A 24,534-nucleotide genomic window follows, 5' to 3' on the forward strand; every position below is an offset into this window, starting at 1 on the left:
TCACTACATAGTTTCGTGGTGCGCAACGGAAATGGGGGAAAGGACAGTCTTTATGTCGCGACTGGCCCTGTTCCAGGAAACATGCAATAGGAACGGACGAGAGTTTCAGAAGACTTGGGGCGTCTCACGTCCCCTTTTAAAGCCAAGAATTGGAGAGCCCGTGCGCATTCTCGATGAAGCCGTCATTCCCGAGCTGCCGAATTACTACCGTGGCAAGGTGCGGGAAAACTACGATCTGCCGGACGGCAACCGTATCATCATATCCACCGACCGCCTCAGCGCCTTCGACCGTATTCTCACCTGCATACCCTATAAGGGACAGGTCCTGACCCAGACGGCCCGCTACTGGTTCGAAAAGACAAAGGACATCTGCCCCAATCATGTGGTCAGCTATCCTGACCCAAATGTCGTCATCGGCAAAAGACTTGAGATATTGCCGGTCGAGGTGGTGGTTCGCGGTTATCTGGCCGGCACGACAGGCACGTCGATCCTGACCCTTTATAAGAAGGGCGAGCGGCAGATGTACGGCATGAGCCTTCCTGACGGGATGCAGGACAACCAGATTCTGCCCGAACCGGTGATTACGCCCACAAGCAAGGCCTTCGATGGCGGCCACGACGAGCCGCTGACACCGACCGAGATTGTGGAGAAGAAACTCCTGACACAAGAGCAATGGGACACGCTTTCCCGTTACGCGCTGGCGCTGTTCAAGCGCGGGCAGGAAATTGCCGCAAAGCAGGGCCTCATTCTCGTCGACACGAAATATGAATTCGGAACGGATGAAAACGGCACCATCATCCTGGCCGACGAGATCCACACACCTGATAGCAGCCGCTACTGGATGGCTGGCAGCTATGAGGAAAGCTTTCGCAACGGCACCCGGCCGGCGAGCTTCGACAAGGATTTCGTGAGAGCCTGGGTTGCCGAACGCTGCGACCCTTATAAGGATGACGTTCCCGAAATTCCGCAGGATCTCGTCTTGCAGACCTCGAAGGTTTATATTGATGCTTACGAACGCATCACCGGACAGAGCTTCGTTCCCGACGATAGCGGCGAGACGCCGCTTGCAAGAGTACGCCGGAATCTGGAGCCGTTCTTCCCCGGAGTCTGACCGTGAGCAAAATGATCGAACAGGCGAGAAAGGGCGACAGGAAGAGTGACCGTCCTGTCAGGCGCCGGCCTCGCCGTTCCGCCGAGGAAACCCGGCGGGACATTCTCGCCAAAGCGGAAGAGCTTTTCCGGGAGCGTGGTTTCAATGCGGTGGCGATTGCCGATATCGCCTCAGCGCTGGGCATGTCTCCCGCCAATGTCTTCAAGAATTTCAGCTCGAAGAACGCGCTCGTTGACGCCCTTGGCTTCGAACAGATCGGCGCTTTCGAACGGCAGATTTGTCCACTCGACAAAAGCCATGCACCGCTTTCCAGATTGCGCCATCTCGCGCGCAACCTGATGGAGCAGCACCACCAGGATCTCAATAAGAATCCCTACGTCTTCGAAATGATCCTGATGACCGCCAAGCAGGACATGAAGTGCGGAGATTATTATAAATCCGTCATCGTTAAATTGCTGGCCGAAATCATTCAGGACGGCGTCGAGGCGGGAATCTACACCGCCACCGATATCCCTCCTCTGGCGGAGACCGTGCTCCACGCGCTGACCAGCGTCATCCACCCCGTCCTCATTGCGCGGGAAGATATCGGCAATTTGGCAACACGTTGCGATCAACTCGTCGATTTAATCGACGCGGGATTGCGCAATCCGCTTGCTAAGTGACGATTCCCAATTTACGTCACCTTCTCGCAATTGCTTGCGAAGCGCAAAAGCCTGCGCTTCTATGCGCGTGGCGGTCCGGACAAAATGAGCGAATCGGGTCCCTTCCAAGGCCTTCGCCTGTCGTGTCTGTTTCCGGACGCGCATCCGCCGAGCGACATTGCGCTTATAGTTAAATGCGAGCGATACGCAGGGAAGAACAATGAGCCGACGTATTTTACCCCTATTTGCTTCTCTGTGTGTAACCGCGCTTCTGGCGGGCTGCAGCGATGGCGGCGAGAGCGGCCAGACCGCCGGCCAGACTGCAGAGCGTCCGCCGTCTCCGGCCAGCATCATCCTGATGAAGACCAGCGAATATCCCCTGACCACCGTTCTGCCCGGCCGCGCCAGCGCGTTCCAGACAGCCGAAATCCGGCCGCGCGTCACCGGCATCATCCGCGAAATTCCTTTCAAGGAAGGCAGCGAGGTCAAGCAGGGCGACGTTCTCTACCAGATCGAGGACAATACCTATCTGGCGGAAGTGGCGCAGGCCAAGGCTAACGTGGCGAAGGCGGAAGCAAGCATTCCGAGCGCCCAGGCGAACCTTGCCCGTTACGAACGCCTGGTCAACAGCGGTGCAACGCAGATCGAATATGAAAATGCCAAGGTGACGCTGCTGCAGGCGCAAGCCGACGTGGCACAGACCAAGGCAGCGCTGGAAACGGCCGAGATCAATCTCGATCTCACCAAGGTCCGCGCCCCCTTCGACGGCATTACCAGCGCGACCGCCTTCAGCATCGGCAACGTGGTGACGGCGAACCAGACGACGGCGTTGACAACGCTGCGCCGCATCGATCCGATCTATATCGACTTGATGGAATCCAGCATCAATCTCCTGCGTCTGAAAAAGGCGATCTCATCGGGTCAGCTTGGCGGCGACACGAAGGAGACCGGCATTCACCTGACGCTGGAAGATGGCACCGAATACAAGCATGACGGCAAGATTGATATGTCGGACATGGCGGTGAGCGAAACGACGGGTACCTTCTCCATCCGCGCCCTCTTCGACAACCCTGATGATCTTCTGCTTCCCGGCACCTATGTTCGCGCCACGCTGACGATCGGCAAGGAAAAAGGTTTCCGCATTCCGCAGCGCGCAGCGAGCCGGAACGCCAATGGCGAACTGACCGCAAAATTCGTGACCGCGGAAAACAAGGTGGAAACCCGCACCTTCCCGTCCAGCCAGCAGTCGGGCAACGCCTGGCTAGTGGCGGAAAATGTCAAGGATGGCGACAAGCTCATCGTCGACGGCTTCCAGTGGATTGCCGACGGTGCAACGGTTGCGCCAGTTGAAGTGACCATTGACGATCGCGGTATCGTCGTTCTGCCGCAGCAAGCTCCGCCTGCCGCCGCCCCCTCGAAATAAGCATGAGCACGAAACCCCTTGGTCGAAGCTCGTAAAAGGTAAGGCAGGACTGCCATGGCCCATTTCTTTATCAGGCGCCCCGTGTTTGCATGGGTTATCGCCATCGTCATCATGCTGGGCGGCGCCCTTGCGATCTGGACGCTTTCCATTTCGCAATATCCCGATATTGCGCCGACAACGGTGCGTGTCAGTGCGACCTATAACGGTGCCAGCGCCGAAACCGTCGAGAAATCGGTGACGACCATCATCGAGGACGGCATGACCGGCCTCGACGACCTCACCTATATGACCTCGTCGTCCTCGACTGGCAGCGCCGAAGTGACGCTGACCTTCGGCAACAGCATCCTGCCAGACATTGCGCAGGTTCAGGTGCAGAACAAGCTGCAGCTTGTCCAGTCGCAATTGCCCGATACCGTGCAGCAGCGGGGTATCCAGGTCAGCCGCTCGACATCGAGTATCCTGATGGTTGGCGCGCTGATCTCGACCGACGGCAAGCGCAATTCGGCCGATCTCGGCGACGTATTCTCCTCGCGTGTCGAAGACCAGATCAAGCGCCTCGAAGGCGTGGGCAGCATCAACGTGTTCGGCTCCGAATATGCGATGCGTATCTGGCTGGATCCGTTCAAGCTCAACAAATACCAGCTGACCACCGCCGACGTCACCAGCGCCATCGAAAGCCAGAATACCCAGGTTTCGGTCGGCTCGCTCGGCGCCGTGCCCGCGGTCAAGGGCCAGCAACTCAATGTGACGGTGACGGCGCAGAGCCAGCTCACCACCGTTGCCGATTTCGAATCGGTCATCCTGAAAGTCGAAAAGGATGGCGCGACGGTTCGCCTCAGCGACGTGGCGCGCATCGAAATCGGCCAGGAAACCTATGGCGGCGATTCCCGATCCAACGGCCGTCCGTCCGCCGGTTTCGCAGTCAACCTTGCCACGGGCGCCAACGCGCTCGACACGGCGGCACGCGTGAAAGCGGCTCTGACAAATGTCGAGGGTTCGCTGCCCGAGGGGGTTTCGATCGAATATCCCTATGACACGACGCCTTTCGTGAAGCTGTCGATCGAGAAAGTGGTGCATACGCTGATCGAGGCGATCATCCTCGTCTTCGTCGTGCTTCTGGTGTTCCTGCAGAATCTGAGAGCCACCTTCATTCCGATGATCGCCGTTCCGGTCGTGCTTCTCGGCACCTTCGGCGTTCTCGCGCTCACCGGGTATTCCATCAATACGCTCACCATGTTCGCCATGGTTCTGGCGATCGGCCTTCTCGTCGATGACGCTATCGTCGTTGTCGAAAACGTCGAGCGCATCATGTCGGAAGAGGGCCTTTCGCCGGTCGAGGCGACCGAAAAGTCGATGGGCGAGATCACCGGTGCGATCATCGGCATCGCGCTCGTGCTCACAGCCGTGTTCATTCCGATGGCCTTCTTCGGCGGATCGACGGGCATCATCTACCGCCAGTTCTCGATCACCATCGTTTCGGCCATGCTGCTTTCGGCCGTTGTCGCCATCGTGCTGACGCCGGCGCTTTGCGCCACCATGCTGAAGCCGATCGACCATCACAAGAAGCAGCGCGGACCGGGCGCGTGGTTCAACCGCGGCTTCGGCAAGACGACGGATGGCTACGTCTCCTCCATCGGTTATCTGCTGAAACGGCCCCTGCGCGTGATGATTCTCTTCGCGATCGTGATCGGCGGCTGCGCCTGGTTCTTTTCAAAGCTGCCAAGCTCGTTCCTGCCGCAGGAAGACCAGGGCGTGCTGCTGACGATCATCCAGACGCCAACCGGTTCGAATATCGAGCGAACCAACGAGGTGGTGAAGCAGGTCGAAAACTACTTCCGCGAAAAGGAAGCCAACAATGTCGAATCTGTTTTCGGCGTGCTCGGCTTCAGTTTCAGCGGTTCGGGCCAGAACAACGCTATCGTCTTCACCAGGCTCAAGGATTTCGCCGAGAGAACCGCGCCCGATCAGCATGCCGGCGCCATCGTGCAGCGTGCGATGGGCACCTTCTTCGGTTTCCGCGATGCTCAGGTTTTCCCGCTTCTGCCGCCGGCAATTCAGGGCATGGGCACATCGAGCGGTTTCTCGATGTATCTCGTGGATAGCGGCCGCAACGGCACCGAGGCATTGACCGCCACGTCCAAGGAGCTGATCGCGCTCGCGACCAGCAATCCGAAGATCAGCTCGCTTCGAAGCGACAGCCAGGACAATGAAACGCAGATGAAGATCGTTCTCGATCAGGAAAAGATGGGAGCCATGGGGGTCGATCTCTCCTCCGTGAACCTCATGCTGTCGACGATCTTTGCCGGCCGGGATGTCAATGACTTCACTCTGAACGGCGAGTTGAAGCCCGTTTATGTCCAGGGTGACGCACCCTACCGCATGCAGCCGGACGACCTGAAATTCTGGTACGCCCGCAATACCAGCGGCGAGATGGTGCCTTTCTCTTCCTTCAGCGAAGTGAAATGGATCAATGCGCCGCCGTCTCTCGCCCGCTTCAACGGTACAGGCGCGATCTCGCTCGAAGGCACCGCCGGCGCAGGCGTAGCATCGGGTGACGCGATGGACGAGATGGAACGCCTGACGGCAAGCCTGCCGGGCGGTTACACCGTCGCGTGGCAGGGCATTTCCTATCAGGAGCGCCTCTCCGGCTCGCAGGCGCCGATGCTCTATGCACTGTCGGTACTGATCGTCTTCCTTTGCCTTGCCGCCCTTTATGAAAGCTGGTCCATCCCCTTCTCGGTCATCATGGCCGTGCCAGTGGGCGTTCTCGGCGCATTGACCGCGGCGCATTTCTTCGGCCAGTCGAACGACGTCTACTTCAAGGTGGGCCTTCTGACGACCATCGGCCTTGCGGCGAAAAACGCGATCCTGATCGTTGAGTTCGCCAAGGAGAGACAGGAGCACGGACTGAGCCTGATGGAAGCGACACTGGAGGCGGCGAAGCTGCGCCTGCGTCCGATCATCATGACGTCGCTGGCCTTCATCCTCGGTGTTGTGCCTCTCGCAATCGCAACTGGAGCGGGTTCAGCCGCGCAAAATGCAATCGGTATCGGGGTCCTGGGTGGTATGCTTTCTGCAACACTGCTCGGAATTTTCTTCGTTCCGTCCTTTTTCGTCATCATTCGTCGCCTTTCAAGGCGTTAACAAAACAAAAATGGGCTGTGCCAACCGTTAATACGCTGCTAGAAATATTGCCGATTTGGCAAATGCACGTTTCTACGGCATATCGACCGCGCAGCCCATTTGTCAGCAAGCCGCGCTCGGTAAGCCAACCAGAGAATTGGGAAAATTACATGCTGTCTATTCGCGCTACTATTCCCCTGACAATGCTGCTGCTTTCAGGCTGTGTTGTCGGGCCCGACCACAAAACCCCGGAAATTCAATTGCCGGGCAAGTTTGCGGAAGCCGGAAAAACCAGTAACGGCGACATCAGCACCGTCGCGTGGTGGAATGCATTCAACGACAGCCGCCTCAATGGTTACGTTTCCACGGGCCTCGCGCAGAACCTCACCGTGATGCAGGCGATCGAACGCATCAACCAGGCGGAAGCCCAGGTGATCTCGGCCGGCGCGGGCTCGCTGCCGAGCCTGACAGCGCAGGGACAACACACCACAAGCCAGACAAAGGGAAGCTACCGTGACGTGCCGGTCACGAACGCATCCTCCGGTAGCCTGAGCGTCTCCTGGCTTCTCGATCTTTTCGGTCGTTACCAGCGGTCCAAGGAAAGCGCCAACGCGTCTCTCGATGCGGCTTACTCTACGGTCGATGTTCAGCGTCTGACGCTGATCTCCGCAGTCACCGCAGCTTATATCGACGTGCGTTATTATCAGGAGCGTCTGGCGATCGCTCGCCAGAACCTTTCTTCCCGCCGCGAAACGCTGGATCTGACCAAGCTGCAGCTTGAGGCCGGTGCAGCCTCGCGGCTTGACGTTGTCCAGTCCGAGGGTCTGGTCAACTCCACGCTATCGCAGATTCCGGGCCTGGAAACGAGCTTCCGCAAAGCAGCACATCGCATCGCGACATTGCTTGGCATGCCAGCTTCCTCACTCATCACGGAATTGCAGAAGGGCGCACGCCAGCCTGTTGCCCGCGCCATCCCACCCTCCGGCATTCCGGCGGACCTGATCCGCAACCGTCCGGATATTCGCGTTGCCGAACGTAATCTGGCTGCTGCGGTCGCCAAGATCGGCGTTGCTGAAGCCCAGCTTTATCCGAGCATCGAACTCGGCGGCGCGATTACCCCGAGCTACAATTTTGTCAGCGGTGGCGGCAGAGGTTCGGCAAACGGCTGGTCCTTCGGCCCGAGTATCGTCCTGCCGATCCTGGATGGCGGCTCGATCCGCGCCAATATCGATCTGGCCAACTCGCAGGCACGCGAGCAGTACCTGGTGTGGAAATCGACTGTTCTCAATGCCGTTGAAGAAGTCGAAAACGCTCTGGCCGCGGTCAATCGTGACCAGCGCACGGTTGCTGCCCTGAGAAAGACTGTCGCTTCCTATCAGGAAGCCCTGCAGCTCTCGACCGCCAGCTACCGTGATGGCGCCTCTTCTCTGCTCGACGTTCTCGATGCGCAGCGCTCCGTCTCTGATGCGCAGGCAAACCTTGCGACTGCGATCCAGCAGACGGCTCAGGATTATGTATCGCTGAACGTAGCCCTCGGCGGCGGTTATGCCGTGGGCCAGACGGCCGCACCGAAGAAGGGTGGCCCGACCATCGCCGCAGCAGCAGCCGCCAAGGGCATGTAACAACCGCCCCCAAAAGACAAACAAAAAGCCCGCGTCTCGACGCGGGCTTTTTGTTGTTCATGGCATAAAAAAGCACCGGTCACCCGGTGCTTTTGTCTAACCGACCGTCAGGCTCAGTTCTTGGCGCGCTCGACGTAGGAATTGTCTTCCGTCGCGATGACCACGCGAATGCCGGCATCGATATGCGGCGGCACCATGGTGCGAATACCGTTGGAGAGGATTGCCGGCTTGTAGGAAGAAGAAGCCGTCTGGCCCTTGACGACCGGTTCCGTTTCCGTGATCTCAAGCGTGACGTGACGCGGCAGTTCCACAGCCAGTGGATTGCCTTCGTGGATGGAAAGAACGCAGGTCATGCCTTCCTGCAGATAGGCTTTCTGATCGCCCATCGTCTCAGTATCGACCACGACCTGGTCGTAGTTCTCAGGGTTCATGAAGTGGAAGCCTTCGCCATCTTCATAAAGGAACTGGAAGTTCAGGTCTTCAACGAAAGCGCGCTCGACCTGCTCGGTGGTGCGCCAGCGCTCGGAGACCTTCACGCCGTCAACGATGCGGCGCATGTCCACCTGCGTGACCGGCGTGCCCTTGCCGGGGTGAAAGTTCTGCGCGGTGAGAACGACGTAAAGCTTGCCGTCCACGTCGAGAACATTGCCCTTGCGGACGGATGAGGCGATAACCTTGACCATATGACTTCCTTGTAACTCGATGAAATGCGTCGTAAAGGACTGCGCGGCAGCACCGGCCCCGGCAGACGTTTTGTCTTTTTTCTGGGGCGCAACTACCTTAAATCCGCACGAATTGCCAGCCTTCTACAGCAATTCCCGGAAGAGTGCCTAGCGGTTTTCCGCCCGGAATTGCTTTAAATGACGCGATCAGGCGTTTTGCGGACCATTTCTCCGCAATTGAGCGCCGCAGAGAAGACGGAAAAGAACTGAGAATGCGTGCAAGCAACGAGACAATGTCGCCATGGTGGACGCCTGACGTCCACGCGGACCGCCGCGCGTTTCTCATCGGGCGCAATGCGATCCAGTCGGCTTTTCGCAGCTATTTCGCCAGCGCCGATTTTCTTGAGGTCGATACCGCGACATTGCAGATCTCCCCCGGCAATGAGGCGCATCTGCATGCTTTCGCCACGCAAGGCCTGACGCCGGCCGGCGACGCCGCGCCGCTTTATCTGCACACCTCGCCGGAATTTGCCTGCAAGAAGCTGCTCGCCGCCGGTGAAAAACGCATCACCTGTTTTGCGCATGTTTACAGAAACCGGGAGAGAGGCCCCCTGCACCACCCGGAATTCACCATGCTGGAATGGTACCGGGTCGGCGAAACCTATGAGAGCCTGATGAAGGATAGCGCCAATCTTCTGGCGCTGGCAGCTGAAACCGCAAAGACGAAGAATTTCACCTATCGCGGCCGCAGCGTCGATCCATTCCTGGAGCCGGAACGAGTGAGCGTCGCCGAAGCCTTCGAGCGATATGCTAATGTCGACCTCTTGGCCACTATCAGCCGAAACGGCGAAACCGACAGCCGCCATCTTGCCGCGAGCCTCACCAATGCCGGCATTCGCGTGGCCGCTGACGATAGCTGGGCGGATATGTTCAGCCGCGTCATCGTGGAGCGGGTGGAACCGGAGCTGGGTTTCGGCAGGGCAACCATTCTCGACGAATATCCCACCTGCGAAGCAGCCCTTGCCCGCAAGTCCCCCGGGGATGCGCGGGTTGCGGAGCGTTTCGAGCTTTATGCCTGCGGCGTTGAACTCGCCAATGCCTTCGGCGAATTGACCGACGCCGCCGAGCAGAGACGGCGTTTCGAAATGGAAATGGCCGAGAAGCAGCGCATTTACGGCGAGACCTATCCGCTGGACGAGGATTTTCTGGCCGCACTGGCAATCATGCCGCCGGCAAGCGGCATAGCACTCGGTTTCGACCGGTTGGTGATGCTGGCAACCGGCGCACCGCGTATCGATCTCGTCATGTGGGCTCCAGTCGCGGAATATGGACGATGACAGGGCTCGAGACCATCAAGACACCCGAAGCGCTTCTCGAAGCGGGGCTGATTGAAGCCGAAGCGCTGGAGAACCTGCGCGCGGTGACGCAGCGTTACGCGCTCGCCATCACGCCGTCGATTGCCGGGCTGATCGATAGCCGCGACCCGCAGGATCCCATTGCCCGGCAATTCGTGCCGGATGCGGCCGAACTCGTTCACCTTCCCGAAGAACGGGACGACCCGATTGGCGACGACGCGCACAGCCCCGTCCACGGCATCGTTCACCGTTATCCCGACCGGGTTCTTTTAAAGGCAGTACATGTCTGCCCCGTCTATTGCCGCTTCTGTTTCCGCCGGGAAATGGTCGGACCGCAGGGCAATGGCATGATGAGCCCGGCGGAACTTGACGCCGCATTCGACTATATAAAAGCGAACCCCGCCATCTGGGAGGTCATCCTGACCGGTGGCGATCCGCTGGTGCTTTCCCCGCGGCGCCTGTCTGACCTGATGACGCGCCTGAAAGACATACCGCATGTGAAGATCGTCCGGTTCCATACCCGCGTGCCGGTGGTCGATCCCGACCGTATCGACGCATCATTGATCGATGCGCTGAAGGTCAGCGGCAAAACCACCTATGTGGCCCTGCACGCCAATCATTCCCGAGAACTCAGCGAAGCCGCAAGGCACGCTTCGGCACGCCTGATTGATGCCGGCATCGCCATGGTCAGCCAGACCGTGCTTTTGAAAGGCATCAATGACGACCCGGCAGTTCTTGCCGAGTTGATGCGCGCCTTTGTCGAGACCCGTATCAAGCCCTATTACCTGCATCATCCCGATCTTGCGCCCGGCACCAGCCATTTCCGGCTAACGATCGAAGAGGGCCAGCGAATCGTTTCGGCGTTACGCGGAAATGTCTCCGGTCTTTGCCAGCCGACCTATGTTCTCGACATTCCCGGCGGTCACGGCAAGGCTGCTATCGGCCGAAATGCGGCCGAAAAGACCCGCGATGGCTGTTATTCCGTTTCCGATTTCAACGGAAACGATCATATTTACCCACCGCCAGCCACCGGCGACGATTAAAAAATACATAAAAAGCCTGCTACACCGGGCTTTTCGCGGCGGCCTCGGACGAAAACAAAAATTTCACATTTCCGCCCCTCTCCTGTCATCATAAAGAAAAATATTCTACCTATAACAATCAGCATTGATTTTAGTGCTGGTCTGGATTATCAGTGTGGAACTGGAGAACGAGTCTCCTGATTCCGGACCAACACCAATACAGGGAGTGTGTCATGTCAAAACATATCAGCATCAACGCAATCCTTGGTCTTGAGTCCTGGAATGCTGGATTTAAATCCACGTGTTCCCGCTGCTGTCGAATGTGACCTGACGGTCTCAATTTCCTGAAAATCAGTTCGACAACATGCTGTGTTAATTAGCCACAGCGGGAGTATATCTATGCAGAAGCAAGTTATTGAATTCGCTGGCGAACCCGTCGGCATCGTCATCCCGGATAACGACCGGTTGAAGTTCATCGCGGTGAAGTTCCACGTTCACGACCTGGACGAACAGAAGTTCGACAGCGCCGACGACGTGCGGATTGCGATCCGCGATCTCGTGCGCAACCGGAATCTGGCCGCGGTCGCCTGATGCGGGAAAACTTTCGCCCGCTCACACAACCGTCAAAACCAGAGCGCGCCAAATATCGGACCCTCAAAACGCGGGCCTATGGCGCGCTTTTCCTTTGCCTGACAGTCCGCCAGCCTGCAGTCGCGCTGGCCATGCATTGCGTATCAGAGCGCTCTACGCGGAGCTGAACTCAAAAAAGCTCCGGATCCGAACGGAATACTGGACGCTAAGCGCAATGCTTCCTCAAGCCGCTACGTCACCTCATCCTTGCGCTCGTCACAAGAACCCAGCCGGGCCAAGTCTTTGGACCGAAAAAGCTCTTCCTGCCGTGCGCACGCATCTCTACCCTATTGCGGGCAGCAGGCGTTTGAGGCCGGATGGACGACAATCTTCAAAAGTCTTCAGAATGCGGTAAAAGTCAGCGTCGTCAGCGAGCGCACGATTCCTGGAATATTGACAATGTTCTGGTTGATGAACTTGCCGATATCTTCTTCCTGCGGCAGGTAGACTTTCAGCAGCAGATCATATTCACCGCTGGTGGAATAAAGCTCGGAAACCAGTTCCGTTTTATAGATGGCATCGGCGACATCATAGGTCTTGCCGGGCTCACATTGAAGCTGAACAAAAATGGGCTTCACGGACATCTCCCGTATTTGAACTTTCGGTGCATGGCTGCTCGTGCCACGCGTCATGGCGCACTATTGGCTGAGCTGCGTCCGTCTTGCAAGACCGGTCACCGGATTACGCCGAAAACTCACCCGTCCTGCCGTTCGTCCCAATTGCGGCCTCGGAAACGATCCACCGCCGAAAACTCTCGAGCGGTGCATAACCGGCGCGATCCGGCATGCAGGCGAGATAATAGGCTTCCTCGCTCTCCACTTCGCCCGCAACAGCCGCGACCAGGCGACCGCTTCGCAGCTCCTCCTCGATCATGAAAGAAGGAATGAGCGACGCCCCGACGCCGGCGCTCGCCGCCTCGGCAATCGTCGTGAACTGATCAAAAAGCATGCCATGCACATTGTCGAAACGAACCTCGTGGCCGCGAAACCATTGTTCCCAGGCATCCGGCCGGGTCGTCATGTGCAGCAACGGCACCTGCAGCAGATCATCAGGCCTTGAAAGTCCGTGTCGCTCCTTGAAGGCCGGGCTGCATACCGGAATGACCTTTTCATGCATCAGGAAAACCAGCTCGGTTCCCGGCCAATGCGGCAATCCGAAATGGATGGCCGCATCAACAGTGTCAGTACGGAAATCGAACAGCGATGATCGCGTCAGAAGATTGACCGAAACGCCCGGGTGTCTGGCAATGAAATCGGGAAGACGAGGCACCAGCCAGCGCGTGCCGAAACTCGGCAGAATCCCGAGATTGAGCGTGCCGCCATCGGGATTGGCGCGCAGGTTGAGCGAGGCCGTCGATATACGCCGCAAGGCCTCGCGGATTTCCCGCGCATAACCTTCTCCAGCCCTTGTCAGCCGTATCGTCTGCCGCTCGCGCAGGAATAGCGCCATGCCAAGCTGCTCTTCAAGCGCCAGAATTTGGCGGCTGACCGCACCCTGCGTCAGCCCCAGCTCCCGCGCCGCGGCGGTGACGCTGCCCGTGCGCGAAGCGGCTTCGAAAGCCGCCAGCAGCGAGAGCGACGGCAGAAAACGGCGGGGCGGCAGAACCATATTCCCTCACGGAATGAACTCTTGACGATATGTCGATATTCAACAGGCGCGACCGCTTGTAAAGTCTCATAAACAAGGGCTTGTCACTCATACGAAAAACAAATGAACTGGCCCGGAATATGGTGGAACGATGTATAACGACCCCCGCTCGCACGGCCTCTGGGAAAAGACCGCGCCGCAACCGCCCGTAACGCCTGCCCTGCAGGGCGCAGCAGTTGCCGATGTCGTCGTCGTCGGAGGTGGTTTCACTGGACAATCCGCCGCCCTTCATCTTGCCGAATGCGGTGTGGATGTCGTTCTTCTCGAAGCAAAGGAAATCGGCTTCGGCGGCGCCGGCCGCAATGTCGGCCTCATCAATGGCGGCATGTGGGTCATGCCGAAAGAACTGCCCGGCGTGCTGGGTACAACTTACGGCGAACGGCTTCTCGATCTTCTGGGCAATGCGCCCCTCCTCGTTCGTGAGCTGGTGGAGAAACACGCAATTCCCTGCGAGATCGAAAAAAACGGCACGCTCCATTGCGCCGTCGGCGAAAAGGGGCTCGTCGAAATCCGCGAGCGCTGCGAACAATGGGCTGCAAGAGGCGCGCCCGTCCGCATTCTCGATGCCGAGGAGACAGCGAGACGCACCGGCAGCACGGCCTATTCCGGTGCGCTTCTGGATACACGCGCCGGCACGATCCAGCCGCTCGCTTATGTTCGAGGCCTTGCCGCCGCCGCCCGGAAAGCGGGTGCAGGTCTGCACACCGAAAGCCCCGTGGTAGCGACCGAACGCAGCAACGGAAAATGGGTGGTGAAGACGCCGCAGGGGTCTGTAACCGCCAGCTGGATCGTTGTGGCCACAGAAGCCTACAGCACCGGACCGTGGCAGATAGTTCGCGATGAGCAGATCTACCTGCCCTATTTCAACTTCGCGACCAGACCGCTGGGCGACAACCTGCAAAAAAGCATCCTGCCCGGCCGTGAGGGCTGCTGGGATACGAAGGAAATTCTCTCCTCCTTCCGCATGGACAAAGCGGGCCGGCTGGTCTTCGGCAGCGTCGGCGCCCTGCGCGGCACCGGGACCGCCATTCATCGCGCCTGGGCGAAACGCTCGCTGAAGCGGCTTTTCCCGCAGCTCGGCGATACGGAGTTCGAATGTGAATGGTACGGCCAGATCGGCATGACCGACAATGCCGTGCCCCGCTTTCACAAATTCGCGGAGAACGTCGTCGGCTTTTCAGGTTATAACGGCCGCGGCATCGCGCCGGGCACGGCCTTCGGCAAGGTGATTGCGCAGCATATTCTCGGTGAGATTGCTGAAGCCGAATTGCCCCTGCCTGTGACGGAGCCGAAAGCGCAGGCTTTCCGGGTGGTGAAGGAAGCCTATTACGAGGCAGGCGCACAGATCGCCCATTTCGCCGGCGAGCGTTTTTGATCGAACTTACAGTGCACGACACAAACGTTCGGGGCCGATGCCTCATTACGACGTTTGCCGTTTTCGGGTGTGCTCACCGTCCCTCGTCCCTGTGCTTGTCACAGGAATGAGGTAGGGGAAGCCCGCGCCCACCACGGGCTTTTTCCCACCATATCGATATATCCTTGAAAATATAATGATTGCCCTATAGGCCTATCGATATATTCATCAGGATATCTCGAACCCGGGGGGTAACAACCATGAGACTTTTACGCCGCAGCTTTTTCAAAACCATTGCCGCAGCCACATCCTTCTGGATGGCGGCCTCCCTTGTGGCCGTTCCGGCCCATGCCACCGAAAAAGTCACGGTGTTTGCCGCCGCGAGCATGAAAAACGCCCTCGACGCCATCAACGCCGAATGGGCGAAGGACAGCGGTAACGAGGCAACCGTTTCTTATGCCGCAAGCTCTGCGCTGGCAAAGCAGATCGAGCAGGGCGCACCGGCGGATATCTTCATTTCCGCCGACCTTGCATGGATGGACTATGTTGCCGACAAGAAGCTGATCAACGCTGACAGCCGCTCCAATCTTCTCGGCAACCGCATCGTTCTCGTCGCTCCCGCAGACAAGGCAAAGCCGGTCGAAATCAAGCAGGGCTTCGATCTTGCGGCTCTGGTGGGCGACGGCCGTCTGGCGATGGGCGCGGTTGATTCCGTACCAGCGGGCAAATACGGCAAGGCCGCTCTGGAAAAACTCGGCGTCTGGTCGTCTGTCGAACAGAAGGTCGCCGGCGCGGAAAGCGTCCGTGCCGCCCTGCTGCTCGTCTCGCGCGGCGAAGCCCCCTATGGCATCGTCTACCAGACCGACGCCGCCGCCGATCCCGGTGTGAAGATCATCGGCACCTTCCCGGAAGACAGCCATCCGCCGATCATCTATCCCGTCGCCATTCTCTCGGAGGCAAAATCGCCGGCAGCAAAGGCCTATCTGGATTTCCTTAAATCCGAAAAGGCGACGCCTTTCTTCGAAAAGCAAGGCTTTACCGTTTTGAAATAAACTGCCTTTCGGGAGCCCAGCATATTGGCCGCGAGAGATGACGATTGCAGGATATGGCATTGCATTGGTTGACACTCAGCCCTGAAGAATGGACGGCAATCAGGCTCAGCCTGTGGGTGTCCTCCATCGCCATGCTTGCCAGCCTGCCTTTCGGCATTGCGATTGCCGTGGCGCTGGCGCGCGGCCGCTTCTGGGGCAAGTCGTTGCTCAACGGCATCATCCACCTGCCGCTCATCCTGCCGCCCGTCGTCACCGGCTTTCTGCTGCTCGTCCTGTTCGGTCGCAGAGGGCCAATCGGGCACTTTCTCGATAGCTGGTTCGGCATCGTCTTTTCTTTCCGTTGGACCGGAGCGGCGCTCGCCTGCGCCGTCATGGCCTTCCCGCTGATGGTGCGTTCCATCCGCCTCTCCATCGAAGCGGTGGACCGCAAACTGGAAGAGGCGGCGGGCACATTGGGGGCAAGTCCGTTCTGGGTGTTCCTCACCGTCACGCTTCCCCTGACATTGCCCGGCATCATCGCCGGCATGATCCTGGCTTTCGCCAAGGCCATGGGTGAATTCGGCGCGACCATCACCTTCGTTTCCAATATTCCCGGTGAAACCCAGACACTCTCCGCCGCCATCTATACCTTCACCCAGGTTCCGGGCGGGGATGCCGGCGCATTGCGGCTGACCATCGTTTCGGTCGTGATTTCCATGCTCGCCTTGCTTGTCTCGGAGTTTCTGGCCCGCATCATCGGCAAACGGGTGAGCATGGAATGACGCTTTCAGTCACCACCCGTCATCGCCTCGGCTCCTTCGAACTCGATGCGTCATTCATCTCCGAAGGCGGCGTCACCGCGCTGTTCGGGCGCTCCGGTTCCGGCAAGACCTCGATGATCCGTATCATAGCAGGCCTGCTGCGGCAGGATGAGGGACAGGTTTTGCTGGATGGGGAGGTGCTGGCCGATAGCGAAAAGCGACTGTTCGTGCCGGCCCATAAACGCCGTTTCGGTTATGTCTTTCAGGAAGCGCGGCTTTTCCCACATCTCAGCGTGGCGCAAAACCTGCACTACGGCAGCTGGTTCACCGCAGACAAAACGAAGGTCGCGCAGGAAGACCATATCATCGACATGCTCGGTATCGGCCATCTCTTGCAGCGACGTCCGAACAAACTCTCGGGCGGCGAAAAACAGCGCGTCGCCATCGGCCGCGCCCTGCTTTCTTCCCCCAGGCTGCTGCTGATGGACGAACCGCTCGCCTCGCTGGACGAGCAGCGGAAGGCCGAGATCATTCCCTATCTCGAACGGCTGCGCGACGAGACGAAAATCCCTGTTGTCTATGTCAGCCACTCCATTCAGGAAGTCGCCCGCCTCGCAGACCGCATCGTGGTGATGAAAGACGGCAAGGTGGAAGCGCAGGGAAAAGCAGCCGAAGTGCTGGCGAGACCGGATTTCAGCATGCATCTCGAACGGCGCAAGGCAGGCAGCATTCTTTCCGGGCACATTGAAAGCTTTGATGAGCGGCACGGACTTGCCGCCGTGAGGCTAAAGACCATGCTGCTCCATGTGCCGGCAAAAAGGGGAACATCCGACAGCCCGGCACGCGTGCTTATACCGGCGCGCGATGTGATGCTGGCAACCGTAAAGCCCGAAGGCTTGAGCGCCCTCAACATTCTCGAGGGCCGTGTTGCGACTGTTTCGGCCAGTGAAGACGGCATGGTCACGGTTCAGGTGGATTGTGGCGGTGACATCATCCAGTCGCGCATCACCGACCTCTCCCGCGAAAGGCTGCAGCTGGAACCCGGAAGACCGGTGCATGCGATCATAAAGTCGGCGGCTCTTGATCCCTATTGAGGGCCGCATCGGGATTGCGGCTGGCCTCCAGCCAGTCGATATCCGCGCGCAAAGCCTCGTTCATCCGCTTTTGCATGCCGCGATAGCGTTCCAGCAATTCGGCGCCGAAAGCGGTCAGCGCCGCACCGCCGCCCTGTTTGCCGCCGCGCTGCGATTCAATAACCGGCTGCCGGAACATATGGTTCAGCGCATCCACCAGCAGCCATGCGCGACGATAGGACATGTCCATCGCCCGCCCCGCGGCGGAGATGGAACCCGTTTCGGCAATCAGCTCCATCAATTCGATCTTGCCGTGCCCGAGACGCTCTCCGGGCGGAAAATCGATACGAAGAACAGGTTTCAGTGGAGGGAGGGCCTTACTCATCGTTCAAAGGCTCCGTCCATGAAGATCGCGATAGGCCTTTTGCGCTCCATCCACCGGCAAGGCCGTGGCCTCATAGACGCCACGCGCCACCGCGCGCGCCATCACGATGGTGGCAAGATGGCAAAGTTCGGCGAAATGAACGCCGCCCTCAAGCGGCTTTTCACCGGTTGAGGCCGCAAACATGGTGTCGCCGTCACTCGGCAGATGGGCGGGCAGAACGGCGCGCGCCAGCCCGTCATGCGCCATGATGGAAAGGCGATGCGCCTGCGCCTTGGTGAGCGCGGCATCCGTCACCACCGCACCGATGGTCGTTGCCGTGAGATTGACCCCCTTGAGCCGCAGCGCGGTGTGATCCGGCTCGAAATGAGCAGGAAAACCGCGATCGCCGTATTCACCCTGCACTTCAAAAGGCGCGGACCAGAAATGGCGGCTCGTTCCAACCGTTGCGGAGCCGAGCGCATTGACGGCAACGATGGCCGCCACCTTGTAACCGCCGGAACTGACGGCGCTTGCGGAGCCGAGCCCGCCCTTGAAGGTGGCGGTCGTCGCACCCGTTCCAGCCCCGGCTGTTCCAAGCTCGAAGGGCATCGCACGCGCCGCCTCGAAGGCTGCATATCCCATCTCGCGGTACGGCGAATGCAGACCCCAATCCTTGTCGCCGCCATTCAGCAGATCCATCAGGATCGCCTGCGGCACGATTGGAACGCGGGTGGACCCCACCTGCAGGCCGCGCCCGATCTCGCGCAACCCGGCCTGAACGCCGCCCGCCGCATCCAGCCCGAAGGCGGAACCACCTGACAGCACGAAGGCATCCACCGTTTCCACCGTCATCACCGGGTCGAGCAGGCCGGTATCGCGCCCGCCCGGCGCACCGCCCAAAACAGAGCCGGAAGCAATGGCGGGCTTTTCGAAAACAATCGCCGTAACACCGGAGCCGAGGGAAAGATCGGTGACATTGCCGACCGAAACGCCGCCTATGTCAGTCAGAAGATTGGTGAGTGCCGCCATGCCGTTTCCCTTTTTTCCCGGTATCCCGCCACCATCAGGCACTGTCAACGCAAAACGTGACGTGCCTGATGTCTACGACAAGCCGCGATCAGGAAAAAACAGCCGTGCCGATCACCGGCGTCGAGGGAACGGCCATGTCCCTCGGCTCCAGCGGCCCGGAGAGATATGCCTGATGGCCGGCCTCTATGGCGTGGGCGAAAGCCTCCGCCATGCCGACCGGATCACCCGCGCCCGCAACCGCCGTGTTGAGCAGAACAGCATCGTAACCAAGCTCCATCACCGTGACCGCATGGGACGGGCGGCCGATACCGGCGTCAACAATCATCGGCACATCCGGAAAACGCGCCCGCATGGATTTCAGCGCCGTCAGATTGAGCGGCCCCATGGCGCTGCCGATTGGCGCGCACCAGGGCATCAGTACCCTGCAGCCTGCCTCCAGCAGCTTTTCGGCGACGACCAGATCGTCGGTCGTATAAGGAAAGACCTCGAAACCATCGTCACAGAGAATTTTTGCCGCTTCGACAAGCGCAAAGACGTCGGGCTGCAACGTATCGTGATGACCGATGACCTCCAGCTTGATCCAGTTGGTGCGGAACACCTCGCGGGCCATCTTTGCCGTCAGCACCGCTTCCTTGACCGTATGGCACCCGGCCGTATTCGGCAGGATGTAGCGATCGAGCTCGCGGATAAGCTCGAAAAACTGACCGCCCTTCTTATTGCCGGCCGTTTCCCGGCGCAACGAAATCGTCAGAATATCCGTGTTGCTCGCCCGCACGGCATCGGCAAGCACGGCGGGGGACGGATACCGCGCCGTGCCGAGGAGAAGACGGGACGAGACTTCACGGCCATAAAGCGTCAGCATGTCTCAGCCTCCCTGCATCGGCGAGAGAATTTCGACACGGTCAAAAGCCTTCAGTTGATAGTCGGCGCGCTCTTCCGAATGCACCAGATCGCCATTGACCGCCGTTGCCAGCCATTCACCTTCATATTCGAGGCTGGCGAGCAGACCGGCCAGCGTCTCGGCGGCGAGATCAAGCTCGTCGCCATTTACCAGAAGTTTCATGATCCTGTTCCCTTTGAGAAAGAGTTTGGCAGACGATTTCAACCGCCTGCCGCGCGATAGCCGGCGAGAGCAGAAAGCCATGCCGGTGTGCGCCGTTGATGAAAATGAGCCGGCCGTCTTGCGTGACTTTCGGCAGATTGTCGGGATAGGCGGGGCGCACGCCCGTGCCGGTCTCGATGATTTCCGCTTCCGCGAAAGCCGGATGCACCGCATAGGCAGCATTCAGGAATTCCATCATCGAACGGACAGAAATGTCGCCGGCATCCTCGGTTTCGATCATCGTCGCGCCCACCATGAAACGGCCGGGCTCGCGCGGCACGATGTAAAGCGGAATACGCGGATGCAGCAGCCGGACGGGACGGGACAAAGAGACTTCCGACGTGGAGAGATAGAGCATCTCTCCCCGCACGCCGCGAAGGTCGGAAATCTCTCCCACCGCAGCGGCGCCGGTGCAATCCACCACCCGGTCGAACGGTCGGTCATCCACCGGGATGCCCATGTGGAACCGCACACCCATGGTGCAAAGCCGCTCATGCAGCGATTTCAGTGCAAGGCGCGGATCGAGATGCCCCTCGCCCGGAAAATAAAGCCCGGAGCGAAACCGCCTGGCAAGATCAGGCTCCAGAGCGGCGATCTCTCCCTCGTCCACCCAGCGATAGCCGCCGGTCCGCGATGCGAAACGCGAAAGCTCCGCTTTGTCGCGGGCGGGCGCGACAACCAGCGTGCCATGTCGGGCCACAAGGCCGGGGGTTGCCTCATCCCACCAGTCGAGCGCCGCCTGGCCGAGCGTCAGAACCGGCTCTTCCGCATTTTCACGCTCACACCAGGGCGCCAGCATGCCGCCCGCATACCAGGATGCGCCGCGAAAGGGTTCGGCATGGCGCTCGCAAACCTCGACGGTAACGCCGTTCCGCGCCAGTTCGAAGGCCGCCGTCAAACCGGCGACCCCCGTTCCCTTGACCAGAACGCGCATGCTATTCGGCATCCGCAGGCGTCGCGAGCGGCATATAAAGCTCCCCGCCTTCCTTGAAGCGCGCGGCCATGGCCTCCAGCCCCTCCTTCTGCGCCTCGGCGCGGATATCGTGGGAAATCCGCATCGAGCAGAATTTCGGCCCGCACATGGAGCAGAAATGCGCGACCTTGTGCGCCTCCTTCGGCAGCGTCTCGTCATGGAAGGACCGCGCCGTATCCGGATCGAGCGACAGGTTGAACTGGTCTTCCCAGCGGAACTCGAACCTTGCGCGCGACAGCGCATCGTCCCGCACCTGTGCTGCCGGATGGCCCTTGGCGAGATCGGCGGCGTGCGCCGCGATCTTATAGGTGATGACGCCCACCTTCACGTCGTTACGGTCAGGCAGTCCGAGATGTTCCTTGGGCGTGACGTAGCAAAGCATCGCCGTGCCGAACCAGCCGATCATCGCAGCACCAATGCCCGACGTGATGTGGTCGTAACCGGGTGCGATATCCGTGGTGAGCGGCCCGAGCGTATAGAAGGGCGCTTCGCCGCAGGTCTTCAACTGCTTGTCCATGTTCTCCTTGATCTTGTGCATCGGCACATGGCCGGGGCCTTCGATCATCACCTGGCAATCCTTAGCCCAGGCGATCTGCGTCAACTCGCCAAGCGTTTCCAGTTCCGCGAACTGCGCCGCGTCATTGGCGTCGGCAATCGAGCCGGGTCTAAGACCATCGCCCAGCGAGAAGGAAACGTCGTAAGCGCGGCAGATGTCGCAAATCTCGTCGAAATGCTCGTAGAGGAAACTTTCCTTGTGGTGATGCAGACACCACTTCGCCATGATCGATCCGCCGCGCGAGACGATGCCGGTGACGCGATTGACGGTGAGCGGGATGTAGTGCAGCCGGACGCCGGCATGGATGGTGAAGTAATCCACGCCCTGTTCCGCCTGTTCGATCAGCGTATCGCGAAACACCTCCCAGTTGAGATCCTCGGCAATGCCGTTGACCTTCTCCAGCGCCTGATAAAGCGGCACCGTGCCGATCGGTACCGGCGAATTGCGGATGATCCATTCGCGGATATTGTGGATGTTGCGCCCTGTCGAAAGGTCCATGACGGTATCGGCGCCCCAGCGGATCGCCCAGACCATCTTCTCCACCTCTTCCGCCATGGAGGAGGTGACGGCGGAATTGCCGATATTGGCGTTGATCTTCACCAGAAAATTGCGGCCGATGATCATCGGTTCAAGTTCCGGATGGTTGATGTTGGCGGGAATGATGGCGCGGCCCGACGCCACTTCCTGACGGACGAATTCCGCCGTGACGTAATCAGGGATATGCGCGCCGAAACTCTCGCCGTCGCGCGCGAGCTTCTCCTTCGCTGCCTCGCGCCCGAGATTTTCGCGAATGGCGATGAATTCCATTTCCGGCGTGATGATACCTGCCCGCGCATAGGCAAGCTGGGTCACGGCTTTACCTGCCGTGGCTCTTAGCGGCTGGTGGCGCACGGAAAATTCGGGCGTCAGCCGTTCGCCGGTGGCAAAGCCGTTATCCTCCGGCTTGACGTGCCGGCCATCATAAGCCTCGACATCGCCCCGCGCTACGACCCACTCGTGACGCAGACGCGGCAGACCCTTTTCAATCAGAACGGGATAGGTAGGGTCGGTATAGGGACCGGAGGAATCATAGACCGTCACCGGCGGTTCGCCCGCCGTCGGATGGACGGCGATCTCGCGCATCGGTACGCGGATATGCGGATGTAAAATGCCTGATTTGTGGATTTTCGTGGAGGCGGCATGCGGCCCGGTGGTGACGGAAAGCGGGATATTCTTGGCAGCGATATTCATCTTGAGGCTCCAAAGTTTAACAGTGGAGACCCAGTTCGAGCCGGAATGATGGAAAATACCGAAGTGCCGAAACACGGCGTCATGCGCCCGTCCGACATCAGGTCTTTGCACCGTCCCTACGCCAGTATGAACTGGATCAGGTTCAACGGGTCACTGCGCATGAAAGCAGAATCTCAGCCCCTTGACGGGACACCCCTGGTGAATAACCCTAGCAAAAAACACCATCAGGCATTTGTCAAGGCCGATGATCCATGCTTGGCAAAGGTGCGGGAATGGCGCATGCTGCCGTTAGTTGTAATTAACCTAACGGTTTAGGCGAATATTATCGTTTGCAACGTAACGATAAGCACAAACCATCCTGATGTGAAATTCATGGGAGATACGTCGGAATGAATGCGACTATACGTGAAATACTGGCCAAATTCGGCCAGCTTCCAACCCCCGTCGATACGATTGCAGATGAAGCCGATCTTTACGCGGCGGGGCTTTCTTCCTTCGCATCGGTGCAATTGATGCTCGGCATAGAAGAAGCATTCGATATCGAATTCCCGGACAATCTGCTGAACCGCAAGTCCTTTGCCAGCATCAAGGCCATTGAAGACACCGTTAAGCTCATTCTGGATGGTAAAGAGGCAGCCTGATGAACGTCACCGTAGCGCCGCAGGATGAAACGCTGTCCGCGCGCGCGGGCCGTGTCGCAGCAATTGCCGCCAAACACGCAGATGAGGTTGATGTTACCGGCCGCTTTCCGCAGGAAGCCGTTGATACACTCAGGCAGGAACGCCTGCTCGGCATTCAGGTCCCCGCTTCGCTCGGTGGCGAAGGTACTTCCCTGCAGGAAATCGCCGATATCTGCGCCCGGCTCGGCCAGGCCTGTTCCGCAACCGCGATGATTTTCGCCATGCACCACATCAAGCTGTCCAGCCTTGTGGAACATGGCGAGGCGAGCGCATGGCATGCGGGCTTCATGAGCCGCGTCGCGGCGGAACAGCTGCTGCTCGGCTCGGCCACCACCGAAGGCGGCATCGGCGGCAATCTGCGCAACTCCATCTGCGCAATCGAGGTCGAAGGCGATTTCTGCCGGCTGGAAAAGGACGCCACCGTCATTTCCTATGGCAGCAATGCCGATGCGATCCTCATCACCTCGCGCACCCATAAGGATGCCGCGCCCGCCGATCAGGTGATGACCGTATTCCTGAAAAACCAGTACACGCTCGAAAAAACCCATGTCTGGGATACGCTCGGCATGCGCGGTACCTGTTCGGATGGTTTCCTGTTTCGCGGCGAAGCGCCGGCGGCACAGATCTTCCCGAAGCCTTTCGCGGAAATCGCAGCGCAATCCATGCTTGCAAGCTCGCATCTTCTCTGGAGCGCCGTCTGGTATGGCATCGCGTCGGATGCCGTGCTGCGCGCGCAGTCTTTCGTCAGAGCCGCAGCGCGCAAGTCGCCCGGCACGGCTCCTCCCGGCGCGATCCGCCTTGCGGAGGTTTCCACCAAGCTGCAGGTGGTGAAATCCAACATCATCGCCGGCATCAAGGCTTACGAGGATACCAAGAGCGACCCGGAAAAACTGATGTCGATGGCCTTTGCCGTCGCCATGAACAATGTGAAGATCTGCTCTTCGGAAACCATTCTTGAAATCATTGACCACGCCATGCTGGTCTGCGGCATCATGGGCTACAAGAACGGCACGCCCTACAGCCTCGGCCGGCACCTTCGCGACGCGCATTCCGCCCGTCTGATGATTTCCAACGACCGCATTCTCGGCAATTCCGCCAATCTCCTGCTGGTTCACAAGCAGGACACCAGCCTCTTGGGATAAGAC

General features: G+C 59.3%; 23 protein-coding genes and 1 riboswitch. Of the genes, 14 read left to right on the forward strand and 9 right to left on the reverse strand.

Annotated elements, in window-relative coordinates; genetic code table 11:
* Positions 1-160 precede the first annotated feature (160 nt).
* The 5 genes from DA915_RS24095 to DA915_RS24115 all read left to right on the forward strand — a co-directional run bounded on the left by DA915_RS24095 (position 161) and on the right by DA915_RS24115 (position 7,920).
* The gene (locus DA915_RS24095) at positions 161-1,111 is read left to right on the forward strand and encodes a phosphoribosylaminoimidazolesuccinocarboxamide synthase (RefSeq protein ID WP_060727386.1); all 951 of its coding nucleotides are present in this window, start codon (positions 161-163) and stop codon (positions 1,109-1,111) included.
* Positions 1,112-1,113: 2 nt separating this feature from the next.
* Positions 1,114-1,773 carry a TetR/AcrR family transcriptional regulator gene (locus tag DA915_RS24100; protein ID WP_035213668.1) on the forward strand — a complete coding sequence of 220 codons (660 nt, stop codon included), beginning with the start codon at positions 1,114-1,116 and terminating at the stop codon, positions 1,771-1,773.
* 199 nt (positions 1,774-1,972) lie between these two features.
* Positions 1,973-3,175, forward strand: a complete 1,203-nt coding sequence (locus DA915_RS24105) for an efflux RND transporter periplasmic adaptor subunit (protein ID WP_107677548.1) — start codon at positions 1,973-1,975, stop codon at positions 3,173-3,175.
* 54 nt (positions 3,176-3,229) lie between these two features.
* Positions 3,230-6,319, forward strand: a complete 3,090-nt coding sequence (locus DA915_RS24110) for an efflux RND transporter permease subunit (RefSeq protein WP_107677549.1) — start codon at positions 3,230-3,232, stop codon at positions 6,317-6,319.
* A 149-nt stretch (positions 6,320-6,468) separates the two neighbouring features.
* Entirely contained in the window at positions 6,469-7,920 is a 1,452-nt protein-coding gene (locus DA915_RS24115) for an efflux transporter outer membrane subunit (RefSeq protein ID WP_060727383.1), read from the forward strand.
* A 113-nt stretch (positions 7,921-8,033) separates the two neighbouring features.
* On the opposite strand, the gene efp is transcribed toward DA915_RS24115, so the two are convergent.
* The gene (gene efp / locus DA915_RS24120) at positions 8,034-8,603 is read right to left on the reverse strand and encodes an elongation factor P (RefSeq protein WP_060725453.1); all 570 of its coding nucleotides are present in this window, start codon (positions 8,601-8,603) and stop codon (positions 8,034-8,036) included.
* A gap of 251 nt (positions 8,604-8,854) precedes the next feature.
* Between efp and epmA the strand changes: the two genes are divergently transcribed.
* The 3 genes from epmA to DA915_RS24135 all read left to right on the forward strand — a co-directional run bounded on the left by epmA (position 8,855) and on the right by DA915_RS24135 (position 11,550).
* Positions 8,855-9,919: an EF-P lysine aminoacylase EpmA gene (gene epmA, locus DA915_RS24125; protein ID WP_107677550.1), complete on the forward strand. Its 1,065-nt coding sequence runs from the start codon at positions 8,855-8,857 to the stop codon at positions 9,917-9,919.
* A complete protein-coding gene (locus tag DA915_RS24130; protein ID WP_107677551.1) occupies positions 9,916-10,980 on the forward strand; it encodes a lysine-2,3-aminomutase-like protein in 1,065 nt (354 codons plus the stop codon). Before epmA ends, DA915_RS24130 begins: the two co-directional genes overlap by 4 nt.
* Before the next feature lie 378 nt (positions 10,981-11,358).
* A complete protein-coding gene (locus DA915_RS24135) occupies positions 11,359-11,550 on the forward strand; it encodes a hypothetical protein (protein WP_003492264.1) in 192 nt (63 codons plus the stop codon).
* A gap of 380 nt (positions 11,551-11,930) precedes the next feature.
* On the opposite strand, the gene DA915_RS24140 is transcribed toward DA915_RS24135, so the two are convergent.
* Together DA915_RS24140 and DA915_RS24145 are read right to left on the reverse strand one after the other, a co-directional pair.
* The gene (locus tag DA915_RS24140; protein WP_003504815.1) at positions 11,931-12,167 is read right to left on the reverse strand and encodes an Lrp/AsnC ligand binding domain-containing protein; all 237 of its coding nucleotides are present in this window, start codon (positions 12,165-12,167) and stop codon (positions 11,931-11,933) included.
* A gap of 103 nt (positions 12,168-12,270) precedes the next feature.
* A complete protein-coding gene (locus DA915_RS24145) occupies positions 12,271-13,197 on the reverse strand; it encodes a LysR family transcriptional regulator (RefSeq protein WP_080866448.1) in 927 nt (308 codons plus the stop codon).
* Positions 13,198-13,327: 130 nt separating this feature from the next.
* On the opposite strand from DA915_RS24145, the gene DA915_RS24150 reads away from it, so the two are divergent.
* The 4 genes from DA915_RS24150 to modC all read left to right on the forward strand — a co-directional run bounded on the left by DA915_RS24150 (position 13,328) and on the right by modC (position 17,476).
* Positions 13,328-14,611 (forward strand): FAD-binding oxidoreductase, encoded by a 1,284-nt coding sequence (locus DA915_RS24150; protein ID WP_107677552.1) that lies wholly within the window; start codon positions 13,328-13,330, stop codon positions 14,609-14,611.
* A 239-nt stretch (positions 14,612-14,850) separates the two neighbouring features.
* On the forward strand, positions 14,851-15,642 hold the full coding sequence (gene modA, locus DA915_RS24155; RefSeq protein WP_020813445.1) for a molybdate ABC transporter substrate-binding protein: 792 nt from the start codon (positions 14,851-14,853) through the stop codon (positions 15,640-15,642).
* Between the two features lie 53 nt (positions 15,643-15,695).
* Positions 15,696-16,403, forward strand: coding sequence for a molybdate ABC transporter permease subunit (gene modB / locus DA915_RS24160; RefSeq protein WP_107677553.1), 708 nt, complete (start codon positions 15,696-15,698; stop codon positions 16,401-16,403).
* Positions 16,400-17,476, forward strand: coding sequence for a molybdenum ABC transporter ATP-binding protein (modC, locus tag DA915_RS24165; protein WP_107677554.1), 1,077 nt, complete (start codon positions 16,400-16,402; stop codon positions 17,474-17,476). Before modB ends, modC begins: the two co-directional genes overlap by 4 nt.
* On the opposite strand, the gene DA915_RS24170 is transcribed toward modC, so the two are convergent.
* The 6 genes from DA915_RS24170 to thiC all read right to left on the reverse strand — a co-directional run bounded on the left by DA915_RS24170 (position 17,445) and on the right by thiC (position 22,709).
* Positions 17,445-17,840, reverse strand: a complete 396-nt coding sequence (locus DA915_RS24170; RefSeq protein WP_087745042.1) for a winged helix-turn-helix domain-containing protein — start codon at positions 17,838-17,840, stop codon at positions 17,445-17,447. The genes modC and DA915_RS24170 overlap by 32 nt on opposite strands.
* Before the next feature lie 3 nt (positions 17,841-17,843).
* Positions 17,844-18,848, reverse strand: coding sequence for a P1 family peptidase (locus tag DA915_RS24175; RefSeq protein WP_107677555.1), 1,005 nt, complete (start codon positions 18,846-18,848; stop codon positions 17,844-17,846).
* Between the two features lie 88 nt (positions 18,849-18,936).
* On the reverse strand, positions 18,937-19,710 hold the full coding sequence (locus DA915_RS24180) for a thiazole synthase (RefSeq protein WP_003504832.1): 774 nt from the start codon (positions 19,708-19,710) through the stop codon (positions 18,937-18,939).
* 3 nt (positions 19,711-19,713) lie between these two features.
* Positions 19,714-19,911, reverse strand: a complete 198-nt coding sequence (gene thiS, locus DA915_RS24185) for a sulfur carrier protein ThiS (RefSeq protein ID WP_003504833.1) — start codon at positions 19,909-19,911, stop codon at positions 19,714-19,716.
* Entirely contained in the window at positions 19,880-20,884 is a 1,005-nt protein-coding gene (gene thiO, locus DA915_RS24190; RefSeq protein ID WP_107677556.1) for a glycine oxidase ThiO, read from the reverse strand. Before thiO ends, thiS begins: the two co-directional genes overlap by 32 nt.
* Position 20,885: 1 nt before the next feature.
* A complete protein-coding gene (thiC, locus tag DA915_RS24195) occupies positions 20,886-22,709 on the reverse strand; it encodes a phosphomethylpyrimidine synthase ThiC (protein WP_107677557.1) in 1,824 nt (607 codons plus the stop codon).
* 95 nt (positions 22,710-22,804) lie between these two features.
* Positions 22,805-22,916: riboswitch (TPP riboswitch) on the reverse strand.
* Between the two features lie 182 nt (positions 22,917-23,098).
* On the opposite strand from thiC, the gene DA915_RS24200 reads away from it, so the two are divergent.
* Together DA915_RS24200 and DA915_RS24205 are read left to right on the forward strand one after the other, a co-directional pair.
* A complete protein-coding gene (locus tag DA915_RS24200) occupies positions 23,099-23,350 on the forward strand; it encodes an acyl carrier protein (RefSeq protein WP_003504852.1) in 252 nt (83 codons plus the stop codon).
* Positions 23,350-24,531, forward strand: a complete 1,182-nt coding sequence (locus DA915_RS24205) for an acyl-CoA dehydrogenase family protein (RefSeq protein ID WP_020813437.1) — start codon at positions 23,350-23,352, stop codon at positions 24,529-24,531. The genes DA915_RS24200 and DA915_RS24205 overlap by 1 nt, the downstream gene beginning before the upstream one ends.
* Positions 24,532-24,534 lie beyond the last annotated feature (3 nt).

This window comes from Agrobacterium sp. LAD9 (genome assembly GCF_003031125.1).
GTDB classification, from domain to species: domain Bacteria; phylum Pseudomonadota; class Alphaproteobacteria; order Rhizobiales; family Rhizobiaceae; genus Agrobacterium; species Agrobacterium radiobacter.